This is a genomic window from Marinobacter sp. 1_MG-2023, assembly GCF_030549045.1.
Taxonomy (GTDB): Bacteria; Pseudomonadota; Gammaproteobacteria; order Pseudomonadales; family Oleiphilaceae; genus Marinobacter.
This window is the reverse complement of record NZ_JAUOST010000001.1, coordinates 1,030,014-1,049,977: the sequence shown is the minus strand read 5'-3', so window position 1 is coordinate 1,049,977 and position 19,964 is coordinate 1,030,014. Positions and strand designations below refer to the sequence as shown.

19 protein-coding genes are annotated in these 19,964 nt (G+C 54.3%); 4 read left to right on the top strand and 15 right to left on the bottom strand.

Annotation, left to right across the window (positions count from 1 at the left end):
- Window positions 1–19: 19 nt before the first annotated feature.
- Complete coding sequence (gene putA, locus Q4606_RS04825) at window positions 20–3,649, bottom strand: bifunctional proline dehydrogenase/L-glutamate gamma-semialdehyde dehydrogenase PutA (protein ID WP_303606832.1); 3,630 nt, start codon at window positions 3,647–3,649, stop codon at window positions 20–22.
- Window positions 3,650–3,983: 334 nt separating this feature from the next.
- Between putA and Q4606_RS04820 the strand changes: the two genes are divergently transcribed.
- Complete coding sequence (locus Q4606_RS04820; RefSeq protein WP_303596319.1) at window positions 3,984–4,436, top strand: winged helix-turn-helix transcriptional regulator; 453 nt, start codon at window positions 3,984–3,986, stop codon at window positions 4,434–4,436.
- A 22-nt stretch (window positions 4,437–4,458) separates the two neighbouring features.
- Here the strand turns inward: Q4606_RS04820 and Q4606_RS04815 are convergent, their stop codons facing one another.
- Window positions 4,459–5,232, bottom strand: a complete 774-nt coding sequence (locus Q4606_RS04815; RefSeq protein ID WP_303606831.1) for a hypothetical protein — start codon at window positions 5,230–5,232, stop codon at window positions 4,459–4,461.
- 196 nt (window positions 5,233–5,428) lie between these two features.
- Here Q4606_RS04815 and Q4606_RS04810 point away from each other — a divergent pair, with 196 nt between their 5' ends.
- Window positions 5,429–7,471 carry an alkyl/aryl-sulfatase gene (locus tag Q4606_RS04810; protein WP_303606830.1) on the top strand — a complete coding sequence of 681 codons (2,043 nt, stop codon included), beginning with the start codon at window positions 5,429–5,431 and terminating at the stop codon, window positions 7,469–7,471.
- Window positions 7,472–7,498: 27 nt separating this feature from the next.
- Here Q4606_RS04810 and Q4606_RS04805 read toward each other — a convergent pair whose 3' ends face one another.
- Both Q4606_RS04805 and yeiP read right to left on the bottom strand, forming a co-directional pair.
- Window positions 7,499–8,683, bottom strand: a complete 1,185-nt coding sequence (locus Q4606_RS04805) for a YbfB/YjiJ family MFS transporter (protein WP_303606829.1) — start codon at window positions 8,681–8,683, stop codon at window positions 7,499–7,501.
- Between the two features lie 30 nt (window positions 8,684–8,713).
- Complete coding sequence (gene yeiP / locus Q4606_RS04800) at window positions 8,714–9,280, bottom strand: elongation factor P-like protein YeiP (protein WP_303596323.1); 567 nt, start codon at window positions 9,278–9,280, stop codon at window positions 8,714–8,716.
- A 284-nt stretch (window positions 9,281–9,564) separates the two neighbouring features.
- On the opposite strand from yeiP, the gene Q4606_RS04795 reads away from it, so the two are divergent.
- A complete protein-coding gene (locus tag Q4606_RS04795; protein WP_303606828.1) occupies window positions 9,565–10,419 on the top strand; it encodes a PA4780 family RIO1-like protein kinase in 855 nt (284 codons plus the stop codon).
- 18 nt (window positions 10,420–10,437) lie between these two features.
- Here Q4606_RS04795 and Q4606_RS04790 read toward each other — a convergent pair whose 3' ends face one another.
- The 5 genes from Q4606_RS04790 to Q4606_RS04770 form a co-directional block, all read right to left on the bottom strand.
- A complete protein-coding gene (locus Q4606_RS04790) occupies window positions 10,438–11,112 on the bottom strand; it encodes a spermidine synthase (RefSeq protein ID WP_303596325.1) in 675 nt (224 codons plus the stop codon).
- A 52-nt stretch (window positions 11,113–11,164) separates the two neighbouring features.
- Complete coding sequence (locus Q4606_RS04785; RefSeq protein ID WP_303606827.1) at window positions 11,165–11,605, bottom strand: MaoC family dehydratase; 441 nt, start codon at window positions 11,603–11,605, stop codon at window positions 11,165–11,167.
- A 130-nt stretch (window positions 11,606–11,735) separates the two neighbouring features.
- The gene (locus tag Q4606_RS04780; protein ID WP_303596327.1) at window positions 11,736–13,784 is read right to left on the bottom strand and encodes an FUSC family protein; all 2,049 of its coding nucleotides are present in this window, start codon (window positions 13,782–13,784) and stop codon (window positions 11,736–11,738) included.
- Between the two features lie 13 nt (window positions 13,785–13,797).
- Window positions 13,798–14,658, bottom strand: coding sequence for an HlyD family secretion protein (locus tag Q4606_RS04775; protein WP_303596328.1), 861 nt, complete (start codon window positions 14,656–14,658; stop codon window positions 13,798–13,800).
- A gap of 9 nt (window positions 14,659–14,667) precedes the next feature.
- Entirely contained in the window at window positions 14,668–14,868 is a 201-nt protein-coding gene (locus tag Q4606_RS04770) for a DUF1656 domain-containing protein (protein WP_303596823.1), read from the bottom strand.
- A 131-nt stretch (window positions 14,869–14,999) separates the two neighbouring features.
- On the opposite strand from Q4606_RS04770, the gene Q4606_RS04765 reads away from it, so the two are divergent.
- On the top strand, window positions 15,000–15,827 hold the full coding sequence (locus Q4606_RS04765) for a zinc-dependent peptidase (protein ID WP_303606826.1): 828 nt from the start codon (window positions 15,000–15,002) through the stop codon (window positions 15,825–15,827).
- An 8-nt stretch (window positions 15,828–15,835) separates the two neighbouring features.
- Here Q4606_RS04765 and Q4606_RS04760 read toward each other — a convergent pair whose 3' ends face one another.
- The 6 genes from Q4606_RS04760 to Q4606_RS04735 form a co-directional block, all read right to left on the bottom strand.
- Window positions 15,836–16,534, bottom strand: coding sequence for a crotonase/enoyl-CoA hydratase family protein (locus tag Q4606_RS04760; protein ID WP_303606825.1), 699 nt, complete (start codon window positions 16,532–16,534; stop codon window positions 15,836–15,838).
- Window positions 16,535–16,641: 107 nt separating this feature from the next.
- Complete coding sequence (locus tag Q4606_RS04755) at window positions 16,642–18,123, bottom strand: triacylglycerol lipase (RefSeq protein WP_303606824.1); 1,482 nt, start codon at window positions 18,121–18,123, stop codon at window positions 16,642–16,644.
- A 181-nt stretch (window positions 18,124–18,304) separates the two neighbouring features.
- Window positions 18,305–18,484 carry a hypothetical protein gene (locus Q4606_RS04750; RefSeq protein WP_303596332.1) on the bottom strand — a complete coding sequence of 60 codons (180 nt, stop codon included), beginning with the start codon at window positions 18,482–18,484 and terminating at the stop codon, window positions 18,305–18,307.
- A gap of 48 nt (window positions 18,485–18,532) precedes the next feature.
- Entirely contained in the window at window positions 18,533–18,925 is a 393-nt protein-coding gene (locus Q4606_RS04745) for a hypothetical protein (RefSeq protein WP_303606823.1), read from the bottom strand.
- A gap of 164 nt (window positions 18,926–19,089) precedes the next feature.
- On the bottom strand, window positions 19,090–19,530 hold the full coding sequence (gene trxC / locus Q4606_RS04740; RefSeq protein ID WP_303596334.1) for a thioredoxin TrxC: 441 nt from the start codon (window positions 19,528–19,530) through the stop codon (window positions 19,090–19,092).
- Between the two features lie 33 nt (window positions 19,531–19,563).
- Window positions 19,564–19,947, bottom strand: a complete 384-nt coding sequence (locus Q4606_RS04735) for a DUF2750 domain-containing protein (RefSeq protein WP_303596335.1) — start codon at window positions 19,945–19,947, stop codon at window positions 19,564–19,566.
- Window positions 19,948–19,964 lie beyond the last annotated feature (17 nt).

The window sequence follows — 19,964 nt, the reverse complement described above, 5'->3', positions numbered from 1 at the left end:
GCCGGCTTTTACAGTAACTTTACTCAGATGCCGCAATCAGACTGGCGTTGCCACCGGCCGCAGTTGTGTCTACGCAAAGATGACGCTCAATCACAAAGCGCTGATCGAGAGTGTGCTCTGTGATCAAAGGCAGCAGCGCACCATCACGTTTGGCCAGAGCCAGGCGATATTTCCGCAGGAGTGGCTGTTCAGCGCAGCTTACAACCGCCTCAAAGCCGCTGGCACTGCCCAGTGCCTCCGGCTCAAGATTACCCTCAACGCCTACAATGGGCAGCCCGGCTTGCGCAGCGCGATTTACAGATTCTGCGACACCGGGCGCAACCACAATCACTTTGTTGCCCTGTGACAACGCCATAGCTGCCTGTGCCAACGCCGTTTCCTTGTCAGGCCCAAGGCATAGCACAACCCCACGGGCATGATTGCTAAGGCGGTTCAGTTCACCCGTTGGTCCCGGCAATTCTTCAACATGGGCATCCAAAGGCTCGGGCACCTTGCCGAAAATCGGTTCCAGGGCTTCAATTCTGGCTTTTGGAGCGGGCACTTCAAACTTGCGCAGATTAGCTGCCAAGCCTTCCAACTTCTTGCCTTCGACTGTTTTAGCACCCGATTCGGCCGGACGTTCTGCCTTGGGCCCTTTCAGGAAACGACGAACATATTGCGGGCCGCCGGCCTTAGGACCGGTTCCGGAAAGCCCTTCACCACCAAATGGCTGAGAACCAACGATTGCACCAATCTGGTTACGGTTAACGTAGGTATTGCCGACCTTGATCCGGCTGGAAATCCGGTCAACCCGGTTATCAACCCGGCTGTGGATGCCGAACGTCAGTCCGTAGCCCCTGGCGTTTATGTCATCAACAACCTTGTCGATGTCCTTGGCCTCAAAGGTAGCCACATGCAGTACCGGGCCGAAGATCTCCTCTTCCATATCCTCAATGCCGCTGACTTTCAGCACAGCCGGCGAGACGAACAGACCTTTTTCCGGCACGGGAAGCTTTTTCAGCAAGCGACCTTCGCGCTCAAACTTGTCGCAATGGTCCACGATCTTCTTGCGGGCGGCTTCGTCAATGACCGGACCCACATCCGTGGAAAGCGCCCAGGGATCTCCAATCCCCAGTTCTTCCATGGCACCGTAGAGCATTTCCAACAGGTTATCCGCAATGTCTTTTTGCACATACAGCATGCGTAGCGCAGAACAGCGCTGGCCTGCACTCTGGAACGACGAGGCCAGTACATCCCGAACCACTTGTTCAGGCAGGGCCGTCGAATCCACAATCATGGCGTTAAGACCGCCGGTTTCTGCCACCAACGGTGCGTCCGGAGCAACGTTCTCAGCCATCACCTTGTTGATACGCTGAGCGGTCGCTGTGGAGCCGGTAAAGCACACTCCGGCTATACGGGGGTCAGAGGTGAGCGCGGTGCCCACCGTCGCGCCAGAACCCGGCAGAAGCTGAATGGCATCCTTTGGAATACCCGCTTCGTACATCAATTCAACAGCGCGCGCCGCAAGCAATGAGGTTTGCTCCGCCGGTTTGGCGAGGACTACGTTGCCGGCAGCCAGGTTCGCCAGAATCTGACCTGCAAAGATCGCCAACGGAAAGTTCCAGGGCGAGATACAAGTGACAACGCCGCGAGCCTCACCTTGATCGCTATTGCGTACACCTTCATTGGCGTAAAACTGCGAGAAATCAACCGCCTCACGAATTTCGGCGATGGCATCCAGTAGAGATTTTCCAGCTTCCCGCGTTGTCAGTGCAAACAGCTCGTAGGCATTCTCCTCCAGCAGGTCGCCGACTTTGCGAACGCAGGCTGCGCGGTCTTCTGCCGACATGGCGGACCAGCGAGTGAAACCTTGCTCGGCAGCGGTAATGGCAGCATCGACATCGGCTTCATTAGCCTGAGTCATCTGCCCGACCAGGTCATCCGGATTAGCTGGATTTTTAACGTCCAGCACTTCATTGCCGGTGATGTCCGCGGCAATAAGCGGGCCGCCAGTCCAGTGGTGACTGCGGAACGCATCGCGACCTTCGTTGATGCGCGCAACCGTAACAGGGTCAGTAATATCCCACCCTTTGGAGTTGCGGCGATTGGGGCGAAACAGGTCTGCAGGCTGCACAATCACTTTGCTCGAAAGGTTCTCACCAAGCTCCTGGACTGCATCAATCGGGTCCTTGGCGATCTCCTCAGGCGTGATGCTGGTATCTACAATCTGGTTAACGAACGAGCTATTAGCGCCATTTTCAAGCAATCGACGTACAAGGTAAGCCAGCAAATCGGCGTGCTTGCCTACAGGTGCATATATCCTGCAAGGCACACCACTCTCCTTGAGGACCTGGTTATGCAATGATTCGCCCATGCCATGCAGGCGCTGGAACTCATAACTTTTCAGACCAGCAGTTTTAACCAGCTCCAGAATGGCCGAAACCGAATGCGCATTGTGGGTGGCGAACTGTGAATAAATGCGGTCGCTCATGCCCACCAGCTTTTTGGCGCATGAGAGGTAAGCCACATCGCTGCATGCTTTACGTGTAAATACAGGAAAATCACTCAGACCCATTACCTGGGCGCGCTTGATCTCGGCATCCCAATAGGCGCCTTTGACCAGACGGACCATGATGCGGCGGTCGAGCTTTTCGGAGAGAGCGTATAGCCAGTCAAGGGTATGTGAAGCACGCTTGGCAAAAGCCTGAACAACTACGCCAAAGCCATCCCAGCCCGCCAGTTCCGGGTCAGACAATATCCCTTCGATGACATCCAGTGAAAGGTCGAGGCGGTCCTGTTCCTCGGCGTCAATATTGAACCCCATATTCGCAGCCGCCGCTTTCTTGGCCAGCATCAGGGCCCGGGGCAACAGCTCAGTCATAACCCGGTCTTTCTGGCCATATTCGTAACGGGCCAGCAGTGCAGACAGTTTGACGGAAATTCCGGGATTTGTGCGCACATCGTCTTTGCAGTTTTTGGCGATGCTATCAATGGCGTGGGAGTAGGACTCAAAATAACGACGGGCATCAGCATCGGTACGAGCGGCTTCGCCAAGCATGTCGTAGGAATAGGTATAGCCCTTGGCCATGTAGGACTTGGCCTCGCTCTGGGCTTCTTCAATGTCGCGGCCCAGAACAAACTGACGGCCCATTTCCTTCATAGCCTGGCCTGCAACAGTACGAACCACCGGCTCACCCAGGCGCTTGACCAACTTGCGAAGGGTTTCCCCCACTGTGTGGCGTTCGGAGTCCTTCAGCAGGTTGCTGGTCATCAAGAGCGCAACGGTCGTGGAGTTGATGAACGATGACGACGCCTTGCCAACGTGAGCTCCCCAGTTGCCAGAGGTAATCTTGTCTTCAATCAGCGCACTTATGGTCGTGTTGTCCGGCACACGCAACAGCGCCTCAGCCAGACACATAAGCGCAACGCCCTCTTTAGTGGTGAGGCCGTATTCGGCAAGAAATTTTTCCATGATCGTGGATTTCGCGTTTGCACGGACGCTGCGCACCAGGTCCGCCGCTCGCGCCGAAATCGCTTCACGCTCTTCCCGGGACAACTGAGCGTCAGCAATCATCTCGTGAATGACTTTATACTCATCTTCGAGATAATAATCGCGAACCCCTTGCCGACTTTGGGCAAGTTCGGGAGTAACTGATTGCTGCGATGACATAGCTGTACCTCTCAGTTGTTTGTCTTTTTCGCATTCTACCTACAACGACAAAGACTATTTCACTGTATAGACCAAAAACACATATCATTTCGGCTTTATTGACCAACAAAAATACAGAAATTTCCCTTTATTAAGTGCCTTTTCAGGCAAATTAACTTATGCTAACGAAGCCTCTTTCCCGGGAGCCAATGGGCCATCTGGTACTTTCAACCTACAGCATAGTGCCCCAATCGCGGACTTGCCCAAAAGTGACGGTTTGGACATATACAGCAGGTTTACGACTGTTGGAACGGGAGAGATCAGATGACTGCAGCCACGCGGGGGCCATCACAATATGAGCGAACTTGACCGGATAGATCATTCCATTATTCGTGAACTGCAAAAGAATGCACGGATCACAATCACCGACCTTGCCTCCCGTGTTGGACTATCCAAAACCCCATGCCAAGTGCGTATGCGGCGGCTTGAGGAACAAGGTTTTATTACCGGCTACACGGTGCTGGTAAACCATACCAAGTTAGGACAAAGCCACATCGCCTTCGCCCAGATAACTCTGAGCGACACCAGCAGCGATGCACTCAGGGCTTTCAACAAAGCGGCGAAAGAAATTGCGGCCGTTGAGCAGTGCCACATGATTGCGGCCAACTTCGATTATCTGCTGAAGGTGCGTACCCGTAACATGGCAGAGTACCGGCAGGTGCTGGGCGAGCAAATTTCTGCCTTGCCCCATGTACTGCAAACGAGCACATTTGTGGTGATGGAAAACGTAAAAGATGTGGGGCTTTGAAGCATCTGATCGCGCAAAGCGACTACTTGTTGACCCTCGCCAGCCCCAGAGAAGATACATGCAGGCCAAGCTCACTTCGATAAAGCGCATTGCCGATGCCCAGTACAATATTCTCTACCGTAAAGTTGGAGGACACGGCACTGGCGCCGCCAGTGGCGCGGGACTCCAGTACGAGCACCAAGCGCAGTAAATCCAGCAACCGAATGACCAGATCAAGAATACCAAAATCACTCGGCGCATCATCGATACGGGATATAACGTAAGCTCTGGCCGCCTCTACCACAAAGGCTTCGTGACCCGTAAGGTGCTCGGTCCCCATACATTTGATCGACTCAACGCGCTGCTCTCGCTCACGTCTGATAGCCTCCATACAAACATCGCCGGAGTTCTCCTGCGTTTTACCTCCACGCAGAATACCTGCGAGGCGAAAATCCACTTTGCCCTCGCTGCGCATCTGATCGTACTCGTTCTTCAGACTCTCTTTGGCGTGAGGAAAATACCGGCGGATTGCCGTCTCGCGGGCCCGCTCGAGATCTTCGGTCGTCGCCAGACTCACCAGCGAACTCATCACGCGAACACAGTGCAGCAGATGCTGCCAGCGAGCCGATTCGATCGAAAGCGGGTTATCCGGAAGCACACGTTTGGCTGAAACAAACTCGAAGTACAGAGCAGTCACCTCCTGCTCCGAAAAATCAGACGTACGAATAATTCGCCGCAAACCCAACTTTTCAATATCCCGCAAAAGACTGGGAATCAGCATCAGAACGTAATGTTGCGCGCCTTCTGATATCGACATATCTCATTACTGCTCCGGTTAACAACTGCTCTTACCATAGCACCAAGCCCCCGCAACCGCTGCCCCCATTTTACCTCGCCCACCCCGTGCTTAACTGACCGAATCCTCTGTTCTGATAGCCTTTGGCGGCCGATATCAGTTAATTTGGCTACCAAAGACAGTTCCAGAATCCGTCCACTAATAACAACAGGTCACCATGAAACCAAAACTCGTTTACCCACAGCGAATCATTTTGCCGATAATTGTTGCCCTGTTGGGGGTCGTAGGCTGCGACTCAGGGCCAGCTCAGGAATCCGGCGCCAACGCCACCGGCCATACAGCGCCAACAGACATTACCAGCCGGATTAACACCGAAGTACTCGAACAGCGCCCCTTCAGCAATCGCGAAGACTTCGATAACGCCCGCCGAGGACTGATTGCCCAGGACCCGAGCCTGGTGGTAGAGGGAGAAAACGGCGCTGCTATCTGGAATATGCCGGAATACGGCTTTGTTGATGAACATGGTGAAAACGCCCCCGCCTCGGTTAACCCCAGCCTCTGGCGGCAGGCTTCACTCAATAATATTCATGGGTTGTTCAAAGTGACTGAGGGACTCTACCAGCTCCGGGGCTTTGATCTGGCAAATATGTCCATCATTGAAGGCGACACCGGCTGGATTCTGGTGGACCCACTGACCTCCCGTGAGACTGCAAGCAAGGCCTTCCTGTTCGCCCAGGAACATCTCGGCAAGAAGCCCCTGAAAGCGATCATCTTTACCCATAGCCACATCGATCATTTTGGCGGTGTAATGGGTGTACTCCAGCACCTTTCAGACGAAGAGAAGCGCGAACTGAAAATCATCGCGCCCGAAGGTTTTGAGGAAGAAGCCACCAGCGAAAATATCATCGCAGGCCCTGCAATGACGAGGCGTGCCATGTACATGTATGGCAAACGGCTGGAACGCGACGAGCGCGGTCACGTGGGGACGGGACTTGGTAAAGGGCCGGCGTTCGGTACCTTCGGGTTTGCAGAACCGACACAACTGGTCAGCAAGACAGGCAGTGAACTGACCGTCGATGGCGTCCGGATGGTCTTCCAGATCGTTTCCGGCTCCGAAGCGCCCTCTGAGTTCACCTTCTATCTGCCCGAGCTCAAGGCTTTCTGCGGTGCCGAACTGGTCAGCAGAAACATGCATAACCTCTACACCCTGCGAGGCGCCAAGGTACGGGATGCCCGCATCTGGAGCGCGTTCATCGACGAGGCCCGAAGCCGGTTTTCCGATGCAGACGTCTATTTTGCCAGCCATCACTGGCCGCTGTGGGGGCAAGACAACATTCAGGACTTCCTGGTGAAACAGCGGGACACCTATAAATTCATCCACGACCAGAGTGTTCGCCTTATGAACCGCGGTTTCACCCCCAACGAAATCGCCGACAATTTGCAGCTCCCGGCGGCCCTGAATCAAGACTTCCACAACCAGGGTTACTATGGGACCGTTTCCCACAATGCAAAAGCGGTGTATCAGAACTATATGGGGTGGTATACGGCAAACCCTGCAAAGCTTGATCCCTTGCCTGAAGCTGAATCCGCTGAGCGTTATGTAAAGATGATGGGTGGTGCAGACAGCATCCTGGAAAAAGCACAGAGCGACTTTGACGCTGCTGCTGAGATGAGCACAGTTGAAGGCAAGAAAGCCTACCGGTGGCTGGCAGAACTCCTGAATCATGTTGTCTTTGCCGATCCGGGCAATCAACAAGCCTTGTCCCTGCTGGCGCAGGTGTACGACCAACTCGGGTATCAGGCAGAATCAGCACCCTGGCGTGACTTCTATCTTACCGGCGCTTATGAGCTTCGCCATGGAGGACCTGACGAAGGTCTCAAGCCCGCAGCCATGACGGACGTCTTACTCAATACCCCAGTCTCGCTGTTCTTCGACAGCATGGCAGTGCGGCTGAATGCCGATGATGCGGAAGGTGAGTCCCTGAGGATCAAGGTTACCTTCACGGACCTTGGCGAAAGCTACCTGTTAACGCTGGACAACTCCGTTCTGCACAACCGGGAGACCAGCAGCGACACACCAGCAGATGCGACTCTGAAACTGACCCGCCCTCTGTTCGTGGACATTCTGACCGGCGAGGCAGGATTAAAGGACATGCTGTTCAGCGACGACATCAGTTTTGAAGGGAGCAAACTCGACCTCCTAGGCTTCTTCAGCATGCTGGACAAACCGGAGGGTAAATTCAACATCGTGACACCCTGAAGCACCATGAACCCAGCTCTCCCTGAATCAACCGGAGAGAGCTGTGTTCGTTTCACTGCCCTTGGTCCGACGCGCCAGGTGCAGCACCCCGACACCAAGCGCCATCACCAACAGCGTAAGCCATAGGCCATTGGTGTAATTACCCTCGACATCGGCAAGGTAACCAACAACGGCAGGCGCCAGCATCTGGGCGATACCATAGCTGAAGGTGAGCCGGCTCATGGGCCGGGAGGGATTTTCCGGGAATACCCGGCCAACCATCGCCAGCATCATGCTGACAATGCCGATAAAGCTGGCACCATAGATAACGGCGCTGAGCATTACACTGAGCATGCTGGTATTGATGATCAGCATCAGAATACTGACCGCATTAAGTGTGTAAGCAAGATAGAGCGCTGTCCACTGCCCCCACCGGCGTGTAAATACGTCCCATAGCCAGCAGGCAGGTGTGGCAGAAAGTCCGGCAACAAGCCAGATCAGCCAACCATGGCCGCTGAGTGCCGGTATTGACTCGGCAATGGCCACCAGAAACGTTGCCGTTACTACGTACCCGACGCCGGCACAGAAGTAAGCCAACTGCAAAATCACGATAAATCGGCTGCGCTCCTCATTGGCCCCCGCGTTGCCCGTTCGCGGCAAAGCACAGGCACGATAATCCGGCATCCAGCGCCAGGCGGGAACCAGCAGCGCCAGCCCCACAAGCCCGTATATTACCCACTGTTGATCCCAGCTGAAGGGCCCTTTGATTAGCTCCGCGATAACTGCCGTCAGAACAATCCCGAGCCCGATGCCCGAAAAGAACACGCCGAGCTCGGATTTTTCGTTGTTTTTTATCAGCCAGCTCATCAACAGGCCGGCGCCGAGCAACATGCCCGCCGACGTACTGAGACCGGAGACAAAACGCAAGACAAACCACAGCCAGGTCTCTGTGGTGTACCCCATGAGAACAGTAGAGGCGACCGCAACCACAAGCCCAAGCTGATACAGCTTTACCTTGAGCCCCAGATCACTGATCCGGGTGATGAGGAGCGCGCCCGTCAGGTAACCGGCGTAGTTTACAGTCGCGAGCATGCCCACTACGGACTGGCTAAGCCCGAGCGCTTCCATCATCTCGGGGATCATTGGCGTATATGAGAACCGCGCAACCCCGACCGTGACCACAACTGTGATCACGCTGGCTGCCAGCACCCTTATTGTTTCTATTGTTTTCACGGGGCTTCCCTAATTCAGAACAACTTCGGATCAGGCGCGGCTAAGGAACTTGCGCTCCTCCACGTTGATTTTGATCCGGTCTCCAGTAGAAATGTGTTCCGGAACCTGGACGATCAGCCCGGTGGTCAGTTTCGCAGGCTTGGTGCGAGCGGTGGCAGATCCACCCTTTACAGACGGATCTGTTTCTTCGATATCAAGTTCTACGGTTGGAGGCAGTGCCAGGGCTACAGGCGCGTCACTGACCAGAACAACCATAACACCCTGAGTGTCTTCACTGATAAAGAGCAATTCGTCAGCGATAGCTTCGCCATTCAGGCTGTACTGAGTGAAATCTTCGCTATCCATGAAGACGTATTCGTCGCCATCAGAATAAGAGAAGGTCGCAGGCCTGCGCACGAGGTCGGCAAGGTTCAGCATGTCGGAATCCTTGAACGTCTCGTCGATCTTGGCTCCTGTTACCACGTCATACATACGCATACGGTAAAGGCTTCCGCCGGCCCGCCCCTGAGGAACGGAGCGCTCGATGTCCTTTACAAAATAGACCCGACCTTCGTATTCAACCGCGGAATTTTTCTTGATTTCATTTGCTCTAGGCATTGTTTAAAGCTCCAAAACAATATCGTAAACGCGTTCATACCGGGTATAAGCCGGCGTGTTTCAACCCCGGCAATTCTACCCGCAGATCAGCCCCGCCGATACGGGGCAAGCGGACACTATAGGCCATTCCGCAAAAAGCTTCCCGACCCTATAACCGGATTCGCATAAGAAATAGCATTTTGATGTAAGCTATGATTCATTGTGGCCATCGCACGTGCCCTCACCTGATACCAGGATGAAGCATATGCATGGTCGGTGCGCTTACGGCTAAATTGAAAGGTTCTATGAAAGTACCCAAGAGATTACAGCCCCTGGTCGACGACGGCCTGGTGGATGAAGTGCTTTACCAGCTCATGAGCGGCAAAGAAGCACAGGTTTACGTTGTAAGGTGCGGTGAGCAGGTGCGCTGCGCCAAGGTGTTCAAAGAAGCGCAGAAGCGGAGTTTCAAGCAGGCTGTTGAGTATCAGGAAGGCAGAAAGGTACGCAACAGTCGCCGCGCCCGGGCGATGAGCAAAAAAACCCGCTACGGCCAGAAAGAACAGGAAGATGCCTGGCTTAATGCAGAAGTGGACGCCCTGTACCGGCTGGCTGAGGCTGGTGTGCGCGTACCAGCCCCCATGGGTTTTGTTGACGGCGTGCTACTGATGGAACTGATTGCCGACGCCGATGGTAAAGCTGCTCCACGCCTGGATGACGTGACTCTCACGCCAGAACAGGCCCGGGATTACCATGGGCGGGTGATAGCAGAAATTGTGCGAATGCTGAGCGCCGGCCTTATACATGGTGACCTGTCAGAATTTAACGTTCTGGTAGACAGCAACGGACCCGTGATCATCGATCTGCCACAGGCGGTGAACGCCGCAGGCAACAACAACGCCGAACGTATGCTGGAGCGGGATGTAGACAACATGCGCCGCTATTTTGCCAAGTTCGCACCCGACCTGCTTGTTACGGATTACGGCAAGGAGATCTGGGCTCTGTACGAAAGCGGCGACCTGCATCCTGACAGTAAACTCACCGGGTGTTTCGAGCACGATACCCACAGCGCCGATGTCGCCGAGCTTATGGCCGTAATTGACGCGGCGAAAGAGGAAGAACGAGAGCGGCTGGAACGCATGCAGGACGACGACGAGGATTAGTACGCCTCGTCACCGTAACTACCAGGCCAGCCAGATAACGTGCTTTGCCCCTTTGCCGGGGCGGTGGGCTCTTACGGTTACAGCCTCAGCCGAAAGGCCGGCACGCTTCAGGCGTTCGGTAAACGCCGGGTCCTGCCCGGCTGACCAGTAGGCCAGAACCCCCTCTGGCCGCAATGCTTCCTGCGCTGCAGCAATGCCCGCAGAAGAATACAGCCAGTCATTTTCTTTACGTGTAAGGCCCTCCGGGCCATTATCGATATCCAGCATAATGGCATCGTAACCGCCCGGAGAATCCTTGATCAGTTGCACAACATCACCAATGTGCACCCGTGCACGTGAGTCTTTCAGCGGATAGCCGGAAGCGCTGCCCAAAGGGCCCAGATTCCACTGCTCTACCTCGGGCACCAGTTCTGCAACAGTCACTTCTGCAGCATCTCCCAGAGACTGCAAGGCCGCCGCAAGGGTAAACCCCATGCCCAGCCCTCCGATCAACACCTTCGGGGCAGAATGATCCGCAATGCGTTCACACGCCAGGGTTGCAAGCGCATCCTCAGACCCATGCAGCCGAGTGTTCATCAACTCACCGCTTGTGCCGGCAATACGAATGGAGAACTCATCGTTACGCTGCAACAGGCGCAGTTCTGTGCCCTTGCCAGGGATAATTGCCGTGCCTAGCAACTCGAAGCGAGCCATAAAAACCTCTGTAAATGGAAATCCCGGGGGTGCGGGTGGGAGATAAAATAGCTCAGATTTGAGCGAGAATATTTCGTTCCGTTTGACCAGGTAATACCCCCGTCAACCAGGCCTCAGTAACAACTTCGCTATGTTGATTGGAGAGCACTGCTTCCGCCTTTGCACGGTTGCGCTCATCCACTTCGGTAATGGTGAAGACGCAGGTGATGGTATCGCCAAAATAGACGGGCCGGCGGAACCGGAAGTTCATACCGGATGCAAGCCAGCCAACCTGGCCACCGACCTCGGTGATCATGCCACCGACCAGCAAACCATGGCAGATTTTACCCCGGAACCCCTTGGCAGCAGCAAAGTGTTCATCAAAATGAATCGGGTTTGCATCACCGCTGATTTCGCCGAAGGCTATGGTGTCACTCTCGGAAAAGGTACGGGTAACCGTAAAAACGTCACCAGCCGTGAGACCCCGAATGGCCTGCTCTCGAATTTGCGTCACTCAGGTCTCTCCGGGATCTCGGTTTAAGGTTCAGGCTCGCGCTAGGCGGCACTTTAACACATTCAGCCACCCGACTTTGTTCAGCTAGCGGCCATCACTCTGCAATTGGCGCGCATCAGCCAAAAACTGATCAAACCTGATGAAACATCCGCGCGGTTCGCTCAAACGTCAGGGCCATGCGCTCGAACATACCCTCAATAGTTGCCGTTTGCGCATCCGGCTCTTTGGCATCGTAGATAGCCCTGAGCAGCCCTGCGCTCGCCTCCCTGAAGCGGGCGTTCACAATGCCACGGGAACTCAGCAAATATGTGTCAGCCAGCACCTGCTGCCACTCAGCAAGTTTTGCATCCACTTCAGCACTTCGATGATTCTTGATCCGCCGCCGCAAACGAATGGACATATGACCGATGTTCAGCCCGGTAAAGCCCAGGTCGGTCATATTGCGGTTCGAGCTGCCCGAGCTCTGGTCATAATTAGCGAGCCGCAACAAGCGCTCTCCCATGCGGCCGTTGAACCAGTTTTCAGGACGGCGATGAAAATCGATACCCGTAAGGTCTCGCGCTGTTGCTTCAAGCAAACGGCGCTGCATTAACTGGCCGTCCGGTGGAGTAATGAGCTTGAATACCCAGTACAGAATACTGATACCCACGAAGAGCCCCAGCGCGTTGCTGGTGGCAACTTCCATGTTGAATGTCATATGGTTGCCCGGCTGCACAATAAGCGTGAAAGGAATGCACAGGCCCAGGCCATAAGGCAGGGTTTCCCGGTTTGCCAGGGCCAGCAACGCGACGAAATAAGGGCCGGCCAGTACAAGCGCCAGCAACTCGAAGTCTCCGCTACTCGTTGACAAAAGCCCCATACCAAAAAGCAGTGCCACTGGAATTGCGACCACAACACCGAGCAGCAAGCGTCGTAAGATAGACGTCAATACTACCCGGGAAAAACGGGCAAACATCACGGAGAATACAACCGGCATGATCATCAGCATTATGGCTGCAAGGCTGCCGGTGCTTAACCATACTGCTGCCCCGATCAGGAACACCACAGCGGTCCGGAAGCCGTTAACGGCACCAACCAGCGGGTCACGGTGAGTTTTCAAACTAGACGCTTTCAGCAGTGTCTGATCACGGTTCTCAAGCGCGTTATAGGCCCGCAATACCATAGCCAGGTCCGCAACCAGCTCTGCAGCTGTCTGGGTGAGGCGAATCACAATAGCGGATTCATTTACATACGCGGCCCGATGTTCAAGTAACGCGCGCCTCAACGCCTGGGCCTCAATGTAGGATTCCTCAAAGCTATCCACTTCAGCGACTTTTATGAAGTGGGCTCGCATATCTTCCAATAACTTGCTGAACGCCGGCGAAACCAGATCCGGGTGGTTTCGTGGAAAACGCCCCATAATTTGCGTAACGGCCAGCAACGACAACACTTTGTTGCAGAGCAGATTTGCCGCCCTGCTCCGCCCCGGCCCCTCTGGCCCTTCATAGGCGACCGCACTGGAATCGTCATTCAGCACAACCAGGGTTTCCAGGATCTGGTCCGCGTGCTGATGACGCTGTTCATGAGTACTGTTCGGGTCCAGCTCCAGCGAGAGATATTCAAGCGTGTCGTTGATAACAACACGGGCATGGCGTCGAAGACTGGCTTTCACCGTGACGGGCCATAACAACTGGCTGACCAACATCGCACAGAGAGCACCCACAGTAATTTCGCTGATGCGCGACTGGGCGATATCAAACACCGCACGACTATCTGCCAGGTTGGGGGTAATCATCACCAACAGAACCACCAGCCCGGCCGTCATTCCTGACATGGCAAAGGCGTAAATAAAGTTGATGTTGTGCACCATGGACGAGGCGGCAGAATTCAGACCAATCCAGAGCGTGAGACAGGCCAGGGCCAATAAGGGGTATGGCATGAAAAACGCCAGAATCAGAATCCCGACGCCACCACCCAGTACTGACCCCAGAATCTGACATGCGGCCTTTTCCGTCACCAACCCGCTTTCCGGCCGGATTTGCAAAAAGATGGCAGATACCAGTGCCCAATAGGGGCGGTCAAGCTGCAAGAACATAGCGACATACAATGCCAGTACTACGGACACCACCCCTTTGAGGGCAAAAATCACAGAACTTCTGTCAGGCATCAGAAGTTGGGCCAGGAGCGGGTGGAGCGTCATGCAGGCTACTCCGTTACTCGGTTTCCAGGTATATGGAAGCCGTCATGCCCGCACTGATATTTACACCTTCAGGTATCGGGTCGAGCGCTATATCGACAGGAATGCGCTGGGCGAGCCGCACCCAGTTAAACGCTTGTTGTACCTGAGGTAACATCTGGCTATCACTGCGGGTATTCGAATCCGCTATGCCCCGGGCAATACTGACGACCTTTCCGGTAAGCTTCTCATTGCCCGAAAGCAGCGTAATTCGCGCCGCTTGCCCCACCTTGACCCTCTGCATCTTGGTTTCTTCGAAGTACCCGGTCACGTAAAAAGAATCACTTCTGATCAGCGATAATGCAGCATTTCCCCGCGAGGCATAATTGCCCTGGCGCAATGCAAAGTTATTCACTATGCCGCTTTCTGGCGCAAAGACCCTTGTCCGCTCAAGGTCGATTCGTGCGGTATCGAGCTCGGCCTGTGCAAGTTGAAAACTGGCTTCTGCAGATTCGGCGCGAATACGGAATGTTTCCAGGCTTCCGAGGCTGACGGTCTGGCGATCGGCTACCTTTTGCCGGTTTTCATACTGATGCCTGGCAAGCTCCATGGCGATACGTTCCTGAACAAGTCGGGCACTCGCCTCGGCAGATTTCGCTCGGTATCGGGTATCATCAATGGTAAAAAGCAGATCACCCCTGCTGACAGCCTGATTGTTTTTCACATTCAGCCCCGTTACCCAGCCAGAAACGTCCGGAGCGATGGTGATAACATCCGCCCGAATCCGGCCGTCCCGCGTCCAGGGTGAATAGAGATAGTAATTCCAGACCCAGACTCCAGCTGCAACTGCAGCCGCCACCACCAGCAAAGTAATCCCGATACGCCCCGGTTTTCCCATGAGAGTCTCTTAATCCCCGAACAAATAAACGATAGCCGCCAGATAACAAACGAAGACACCCACATCAAACCAGGCTTCCTTCCAGATGTACCGGCGCAGTCCCAGATAATGCAGCAGCAGTCGCGTAGCGGCCGTAAGAATAAACGCAAGAGGCGCAATCACCAGCAACGGGCTGAACAGCATCCCGCCAATACTCATCTCATGAAGCATATAGAACACGGGCCTTTTGAAGAAATACCGAACGACTTGCCCCAAGCGATTGATCATAGTTGCCGCAGAGGCAATTGGCCAATCCGTATATGCTAGAGTGACGGCTATATTTATAATGCGAGCTCTGAAAAATGTCGTCCGCAACTGTATTTGCTGTGTTCGCCGTTGCCTTCATCGCTTCGGCCGTCTTCTATCTGTTCTTCTACAGATCCTGGCGGCGGGAGCGGGAACTGCAGCAACCCTTTCCGCAAGCCTGGCGAAAGCACCTGCGATCAACCGTGCCTCTATATCGCCAGTTACCGAAGCAGCTACAGAAAACTCTGGAAAAGCAGGTTCAGCTATTCCTCGCTGAAAAAAACTTCTATGGATGCGACGGCTTTGAAGTGAATGACCGCGTGCGGGTAGCGATCGCCGGGCACGCCTGCCTTTTGACGCTCATGCGCTCGTATGCGGATTACAACGAGGTTCGCAGCATTCTTGTTTATCCTGATGTCTACAGGGTCGAAGCTTCGGAGCGCGATGGCATGGTGGTTGGCGTCAGCAACCAGGTTCGGGCGGGCGAGGCGTCATCTTTGGGGCAAGTCGTACTGGCCTGGGCGGAGTGTGAAAGTGGAGCTATGCAGCCCGGGACGGCGCACAATGTGATCCTCCACGAATTTGCTCACCAGCTGGACTACCTGGATGGCACCGCAGACGGCGCACCGCCGCTAAGCGGGGAGCAAGCCGATGAATGGCAACAGACCATGACCATCGCCTATGACAATCTCCGACACTCCCTAAGGCACCGGCGCAAGAGCTGGCTGGACCCCTACGGCGCCACAAAACCCGCCGAGTTCTTTGCAGTGCTGACAGAAACCTTCTATCAGCAACCGCAACACCTGAAAGACCAACAGCCAGCGGTTTATGATCTGCTCAGCGATTTCTACCGAATAGACCCTGGCGAGTTAATCCAGCACTAGCTTGTCTATCAACCTGAAATGCCCAGGCTTTCCGAATCTTTCTCGATGGACCGATCCAGCAGCTCCAGATAACCGGCTTTGGCTTTAAGTTTGGTCTGGGCGTGTGCTCTCATGTTCAGCTTCCGGAACGCCTGGGCCAGCTCACTCGCACGGTTCATAAGCTGCTCTGGCGCAACAACCTCATCAAGGAAGCCGGCTGCCACAGCGCCTTCAGGGGAGTAGATTTCAGCATTGATAACCGAACGATAAAAGTGAGCAGGAGCCAAACGATGCCGTGCAATCTCGATGCCGGCATGGTGCATGGTCATACCGATCGCCACTTCATTGAGCCCAAGCTTGAAGTCGCCTTCAACGCCAACCCGATAGTCGACAGACAGCATAATAAAAGCACCTTTGGCAATGGCGTGACCGCTGCATGCCCCGATAACCGGCAAGGGAAATGCCGCCAGGCGGCGGGTCAGTTTTGAGCCCACCGTGACCAGCGCGGCCGCCTCTTTCATGCCCTTCTGCATTTCCTTCAGGTCATAGCCCCCGGAAAAGATACCCGGCTGCCCTGACAGGATAACCACGGCCTTATCTTGTTCTGCCTGGTCCAGGGCCTTGTTCAGCTGTTCGAACACCTCGTGGCTGAGGGCATTGGCCTTGCCGTTATTAATAACGATTGTCGCGACACCATCGTTCAGCGAGTAATCTACAAAGTCCGTCACCGGCGTTTCCTCTTGGTGGAGTTAGGTGTGAATGCGCAGAACTTTGCCAGCTTATGCTGGCCGCCACAAATCATTCTTCAACCAATGCCGGTTTCTGCCAGATTTCATCAGGTGCGGTGCTGAAGATTCAGCCGCAACTGAGCGCTGAAACCTTTTTTCGATGACAGAGGAATCAGGTAACTGTCACCATCAGTTTCAGCCTTGCTTCCTCCACGTTCGCTCCATTGCTCATCTGTGGTGACATAGCGCAGGTTCCAGCCGTCACCGGCAGGCGTCATTTTCAGCGTGAGCGTGTCTCGGTACAAGTATTCGCCCTCCACCCTGTGTTCTGTCCACAATGCACCATCAATAAAGTAATCCGTTGCGGATACCGCAAGCTCGACAGTCATTACCATGGTTCGCCCTCGATCAACCGTGATTTTCGAGCTATCCAGGAACGTCGAAAACAGCACCGGAGAGCGAGCTGAATCAAGCCCAGCCTGAGAGGGTTTCATCATCTCGTCGAACTTTCTCAGCACGGCACTGAACGTTTCTTTGCGCCTTTCTGTCAACCGAAAGCTACGAGGCCCCCGGGGCGACACGACAACCTCGAAATAATAGGAAGCACGGACTCGTCTGCCCTCCTGCTTCGCCTTTTCGACAGACGGTGGCAGTGGCAGGGATTCAACCTCCATCACCCCATCGACGCGAACATCACCGAACAAAAATCGCACCATGTTCTGGTAGCCGTCTTCGGAATTAACGATGCCATATGGGCCACTGTGACTGCGATAAACAAAAGCCCTGGGCGCTCCCTGAACGCTGGCGTTCTCTATCGCAACCAGCCCGTCACTCATCTTGCCGGCAAGCCACTTGGATACGCCCTTGGCCGCCCCATAGTCTTGCTGATTGGTCCCGACCAGGCAGAAAAAGCGGTCTGGATCGAATTTGCCATCAAGGGTATCCACTCGCTCCGGCTTGCCATCCAGATCGAGATATTCCGCCATGGTTTTCCGGTTGAAGTTATTGATATCCCAAAGCCCGAGAAACGAAGGGACATTAATGCCAGCCATCTCGATACCATTGTGGGGCGTAGCATAGGTAAACACCTTATCCACAATGTTGCGCATCGGCGGGTTATTAATACCGTCATTCTGCAGCAGGCAACGACAAACTAGGCCGCCCATGGAATGCGCGACAAGATGCACCCGGAATTCCCCAAGCAACTCAGGGTCATCACCACAAAGCTGTTGCCGGATATTCAGAATCAAATCCCTGAGCTGCAAAGCGGCGGCGGGAATGGACAGCGGCTTACCTTCGCCAAAATCCCTGTCCGCCTGATCGTAATAACGGTAAACAACAAGGGTTTTATGAGTAATGTCCCGGTCGACCTCAGCACCATCGGAAAAGGCATCGGTATAACCGTAATCCTTCATCAGGCGCATCATCGGAGATTCAAAAATTTGCTTGTAGATGGCTCCATCCCAGGACTGGCGAACTTTCGTCGCGCCCAGGTTAAAGCCCATATAGGGCATGGATACAGTATCGGCAATTTCATTGGCCGTCATGGCATAGCCACGAACATAAATGATGGGATGGAACTGGCTCATGAGACATGCTTCCTTTCAGGCTGATCCTGCCCGACAGGCATGCGATATTCGTTCCGAAAGTCTCTTTATGATGAAGCTGCGAGCACTTGGACCCTTAGGGGTCAAGCTGTTTCAGGTTGGCTTGGCAGAAGTGTAAAAAAGGCTGACGAACAAAATCCCCCGGAGCTGCCTATCCTTTGTCTCAGAAAAAATAATACCGAACCATTTGAGCCACGATCAGCAAGGCCACCAAGGGGAAAATAAACCTTGTAAGGTTGCCGTAGTTACGCGATTCGCCTTTCGGAGCATATTTCTCAACTAGAGGCAGAATAACGATCAACGCCACGAAAAGAACGGCGAGAATAATCAGCAAAGTTTCCATAAGTTGTGTCCCATCTGGCTAGTTCCTTTTAACGAAGGCCGGGGTTGCTCAAGGCTTCAGCTCAATCGTTGGCCGTTGCTGCTTGTCGCGGCGCAGAGCGCAAAACTCCTGAGTTTCCCCGCCCTTGTATCGCACTTTCACATTGAAGCCTGCACCGGGAGTATGGTTGAGCACAAGCACGCGCTTTTTGCCGGGTGCAACGCGAAAAGCCAGTATCGATGATTGAGTATCGGCAGTTCCGAAATCCAGTTGTATGGACTCCACAGGAACCTCACTCCGGTTGTGAAACGTGACTTCCATTCCCTGAACCGGAGCAGTATTGCGGCCAATCACCCAGCCAACCGTCAATGCGATCACAAGTGCCAGATAGAAATAACGTCGGCGCATGCGAGGACGGCGGGGCTCCTCGCCAGAAGAAGCGCTGATAGTAGTGCCATCCATTGAACAAACTCCCGAAAAAACTTATCCCACAAATCTGTGGATAACTTTGTGAAAAGGCGAGGGACAAGCAAGCTCAGCCCGGTTAAAACGGGTGTTCGACAAATGTGACCGTTAAGTGACCAGATCATTTATTGTTCGGTGGCATTCTGTCGATACGCCGGCCTTCAACAGCCGTTGCTTTGCAGCCACTGATTAATCTGGCCCTGATTCATCGCGCCGCTTTGCCGAGCCAACTCGCGGCCGTTACGGAACAGAATCAACGTTGGAATACTGCGGATACCGAATTGTCCGGACGGCCCAGGGTGTTCTTCTGTATTGAGCTTGGCAAAGCGAACCTTGCCTTTCCAGCTTCGCGCTGCCTGCTCGAACTGCGGGGCCATCATCTTACAGGGGCCACACCAGCTCGCCCAAAAATCCACCAGAACAGGCAAGTCACTGCGCCCGGTATGAGCCGCAAAGCTCTGCCCGCTCAACTCCAGCACACCCTCTGGCCATAACGGCTGTTTACAGGCTCCGCAGTTACCGCCGGCGGCCACACGCTCCGCCGGCACGCGGTTTGTCTTGTTACAGTGGGGGCAAACTACATGTTTAATGTCATCACTCATGATTTCACCTCACAGTGCTTGGAATCGCTCGCTCTAAAAACCGGAAAGCTCGTCTTGCAGATCCTTTTTAAGCTCGGCCGCTTCGGTTATCCACACCGTTTTATCAAGGCCCGGAAACACTCCCACCTGCAACCCGTCTTTCGATAACCCCGGCACCCACTTCTTGAAGAAATCAGGCAAAGAGATACTTTTCGGGCTCAAATCATCCGAACCCTGGGCATAGGCAACAGCGAATTCTGAACTGGGCCAGACCGGCAAGTGCGCCATCCCGTCATCTTCCGAGACAATAGTCAAAAAGCGGCTATCCGAATTGACGAGTATCCAGATGTCCCGTTCTTCCATCACTTCGCTCAAAAAATAATCGTAACGCTCTTCGCCAGTCATCTCGAGAACGCTGGTCAGTTGCTCATCCGTCATAATCTGCATCTCTGTTT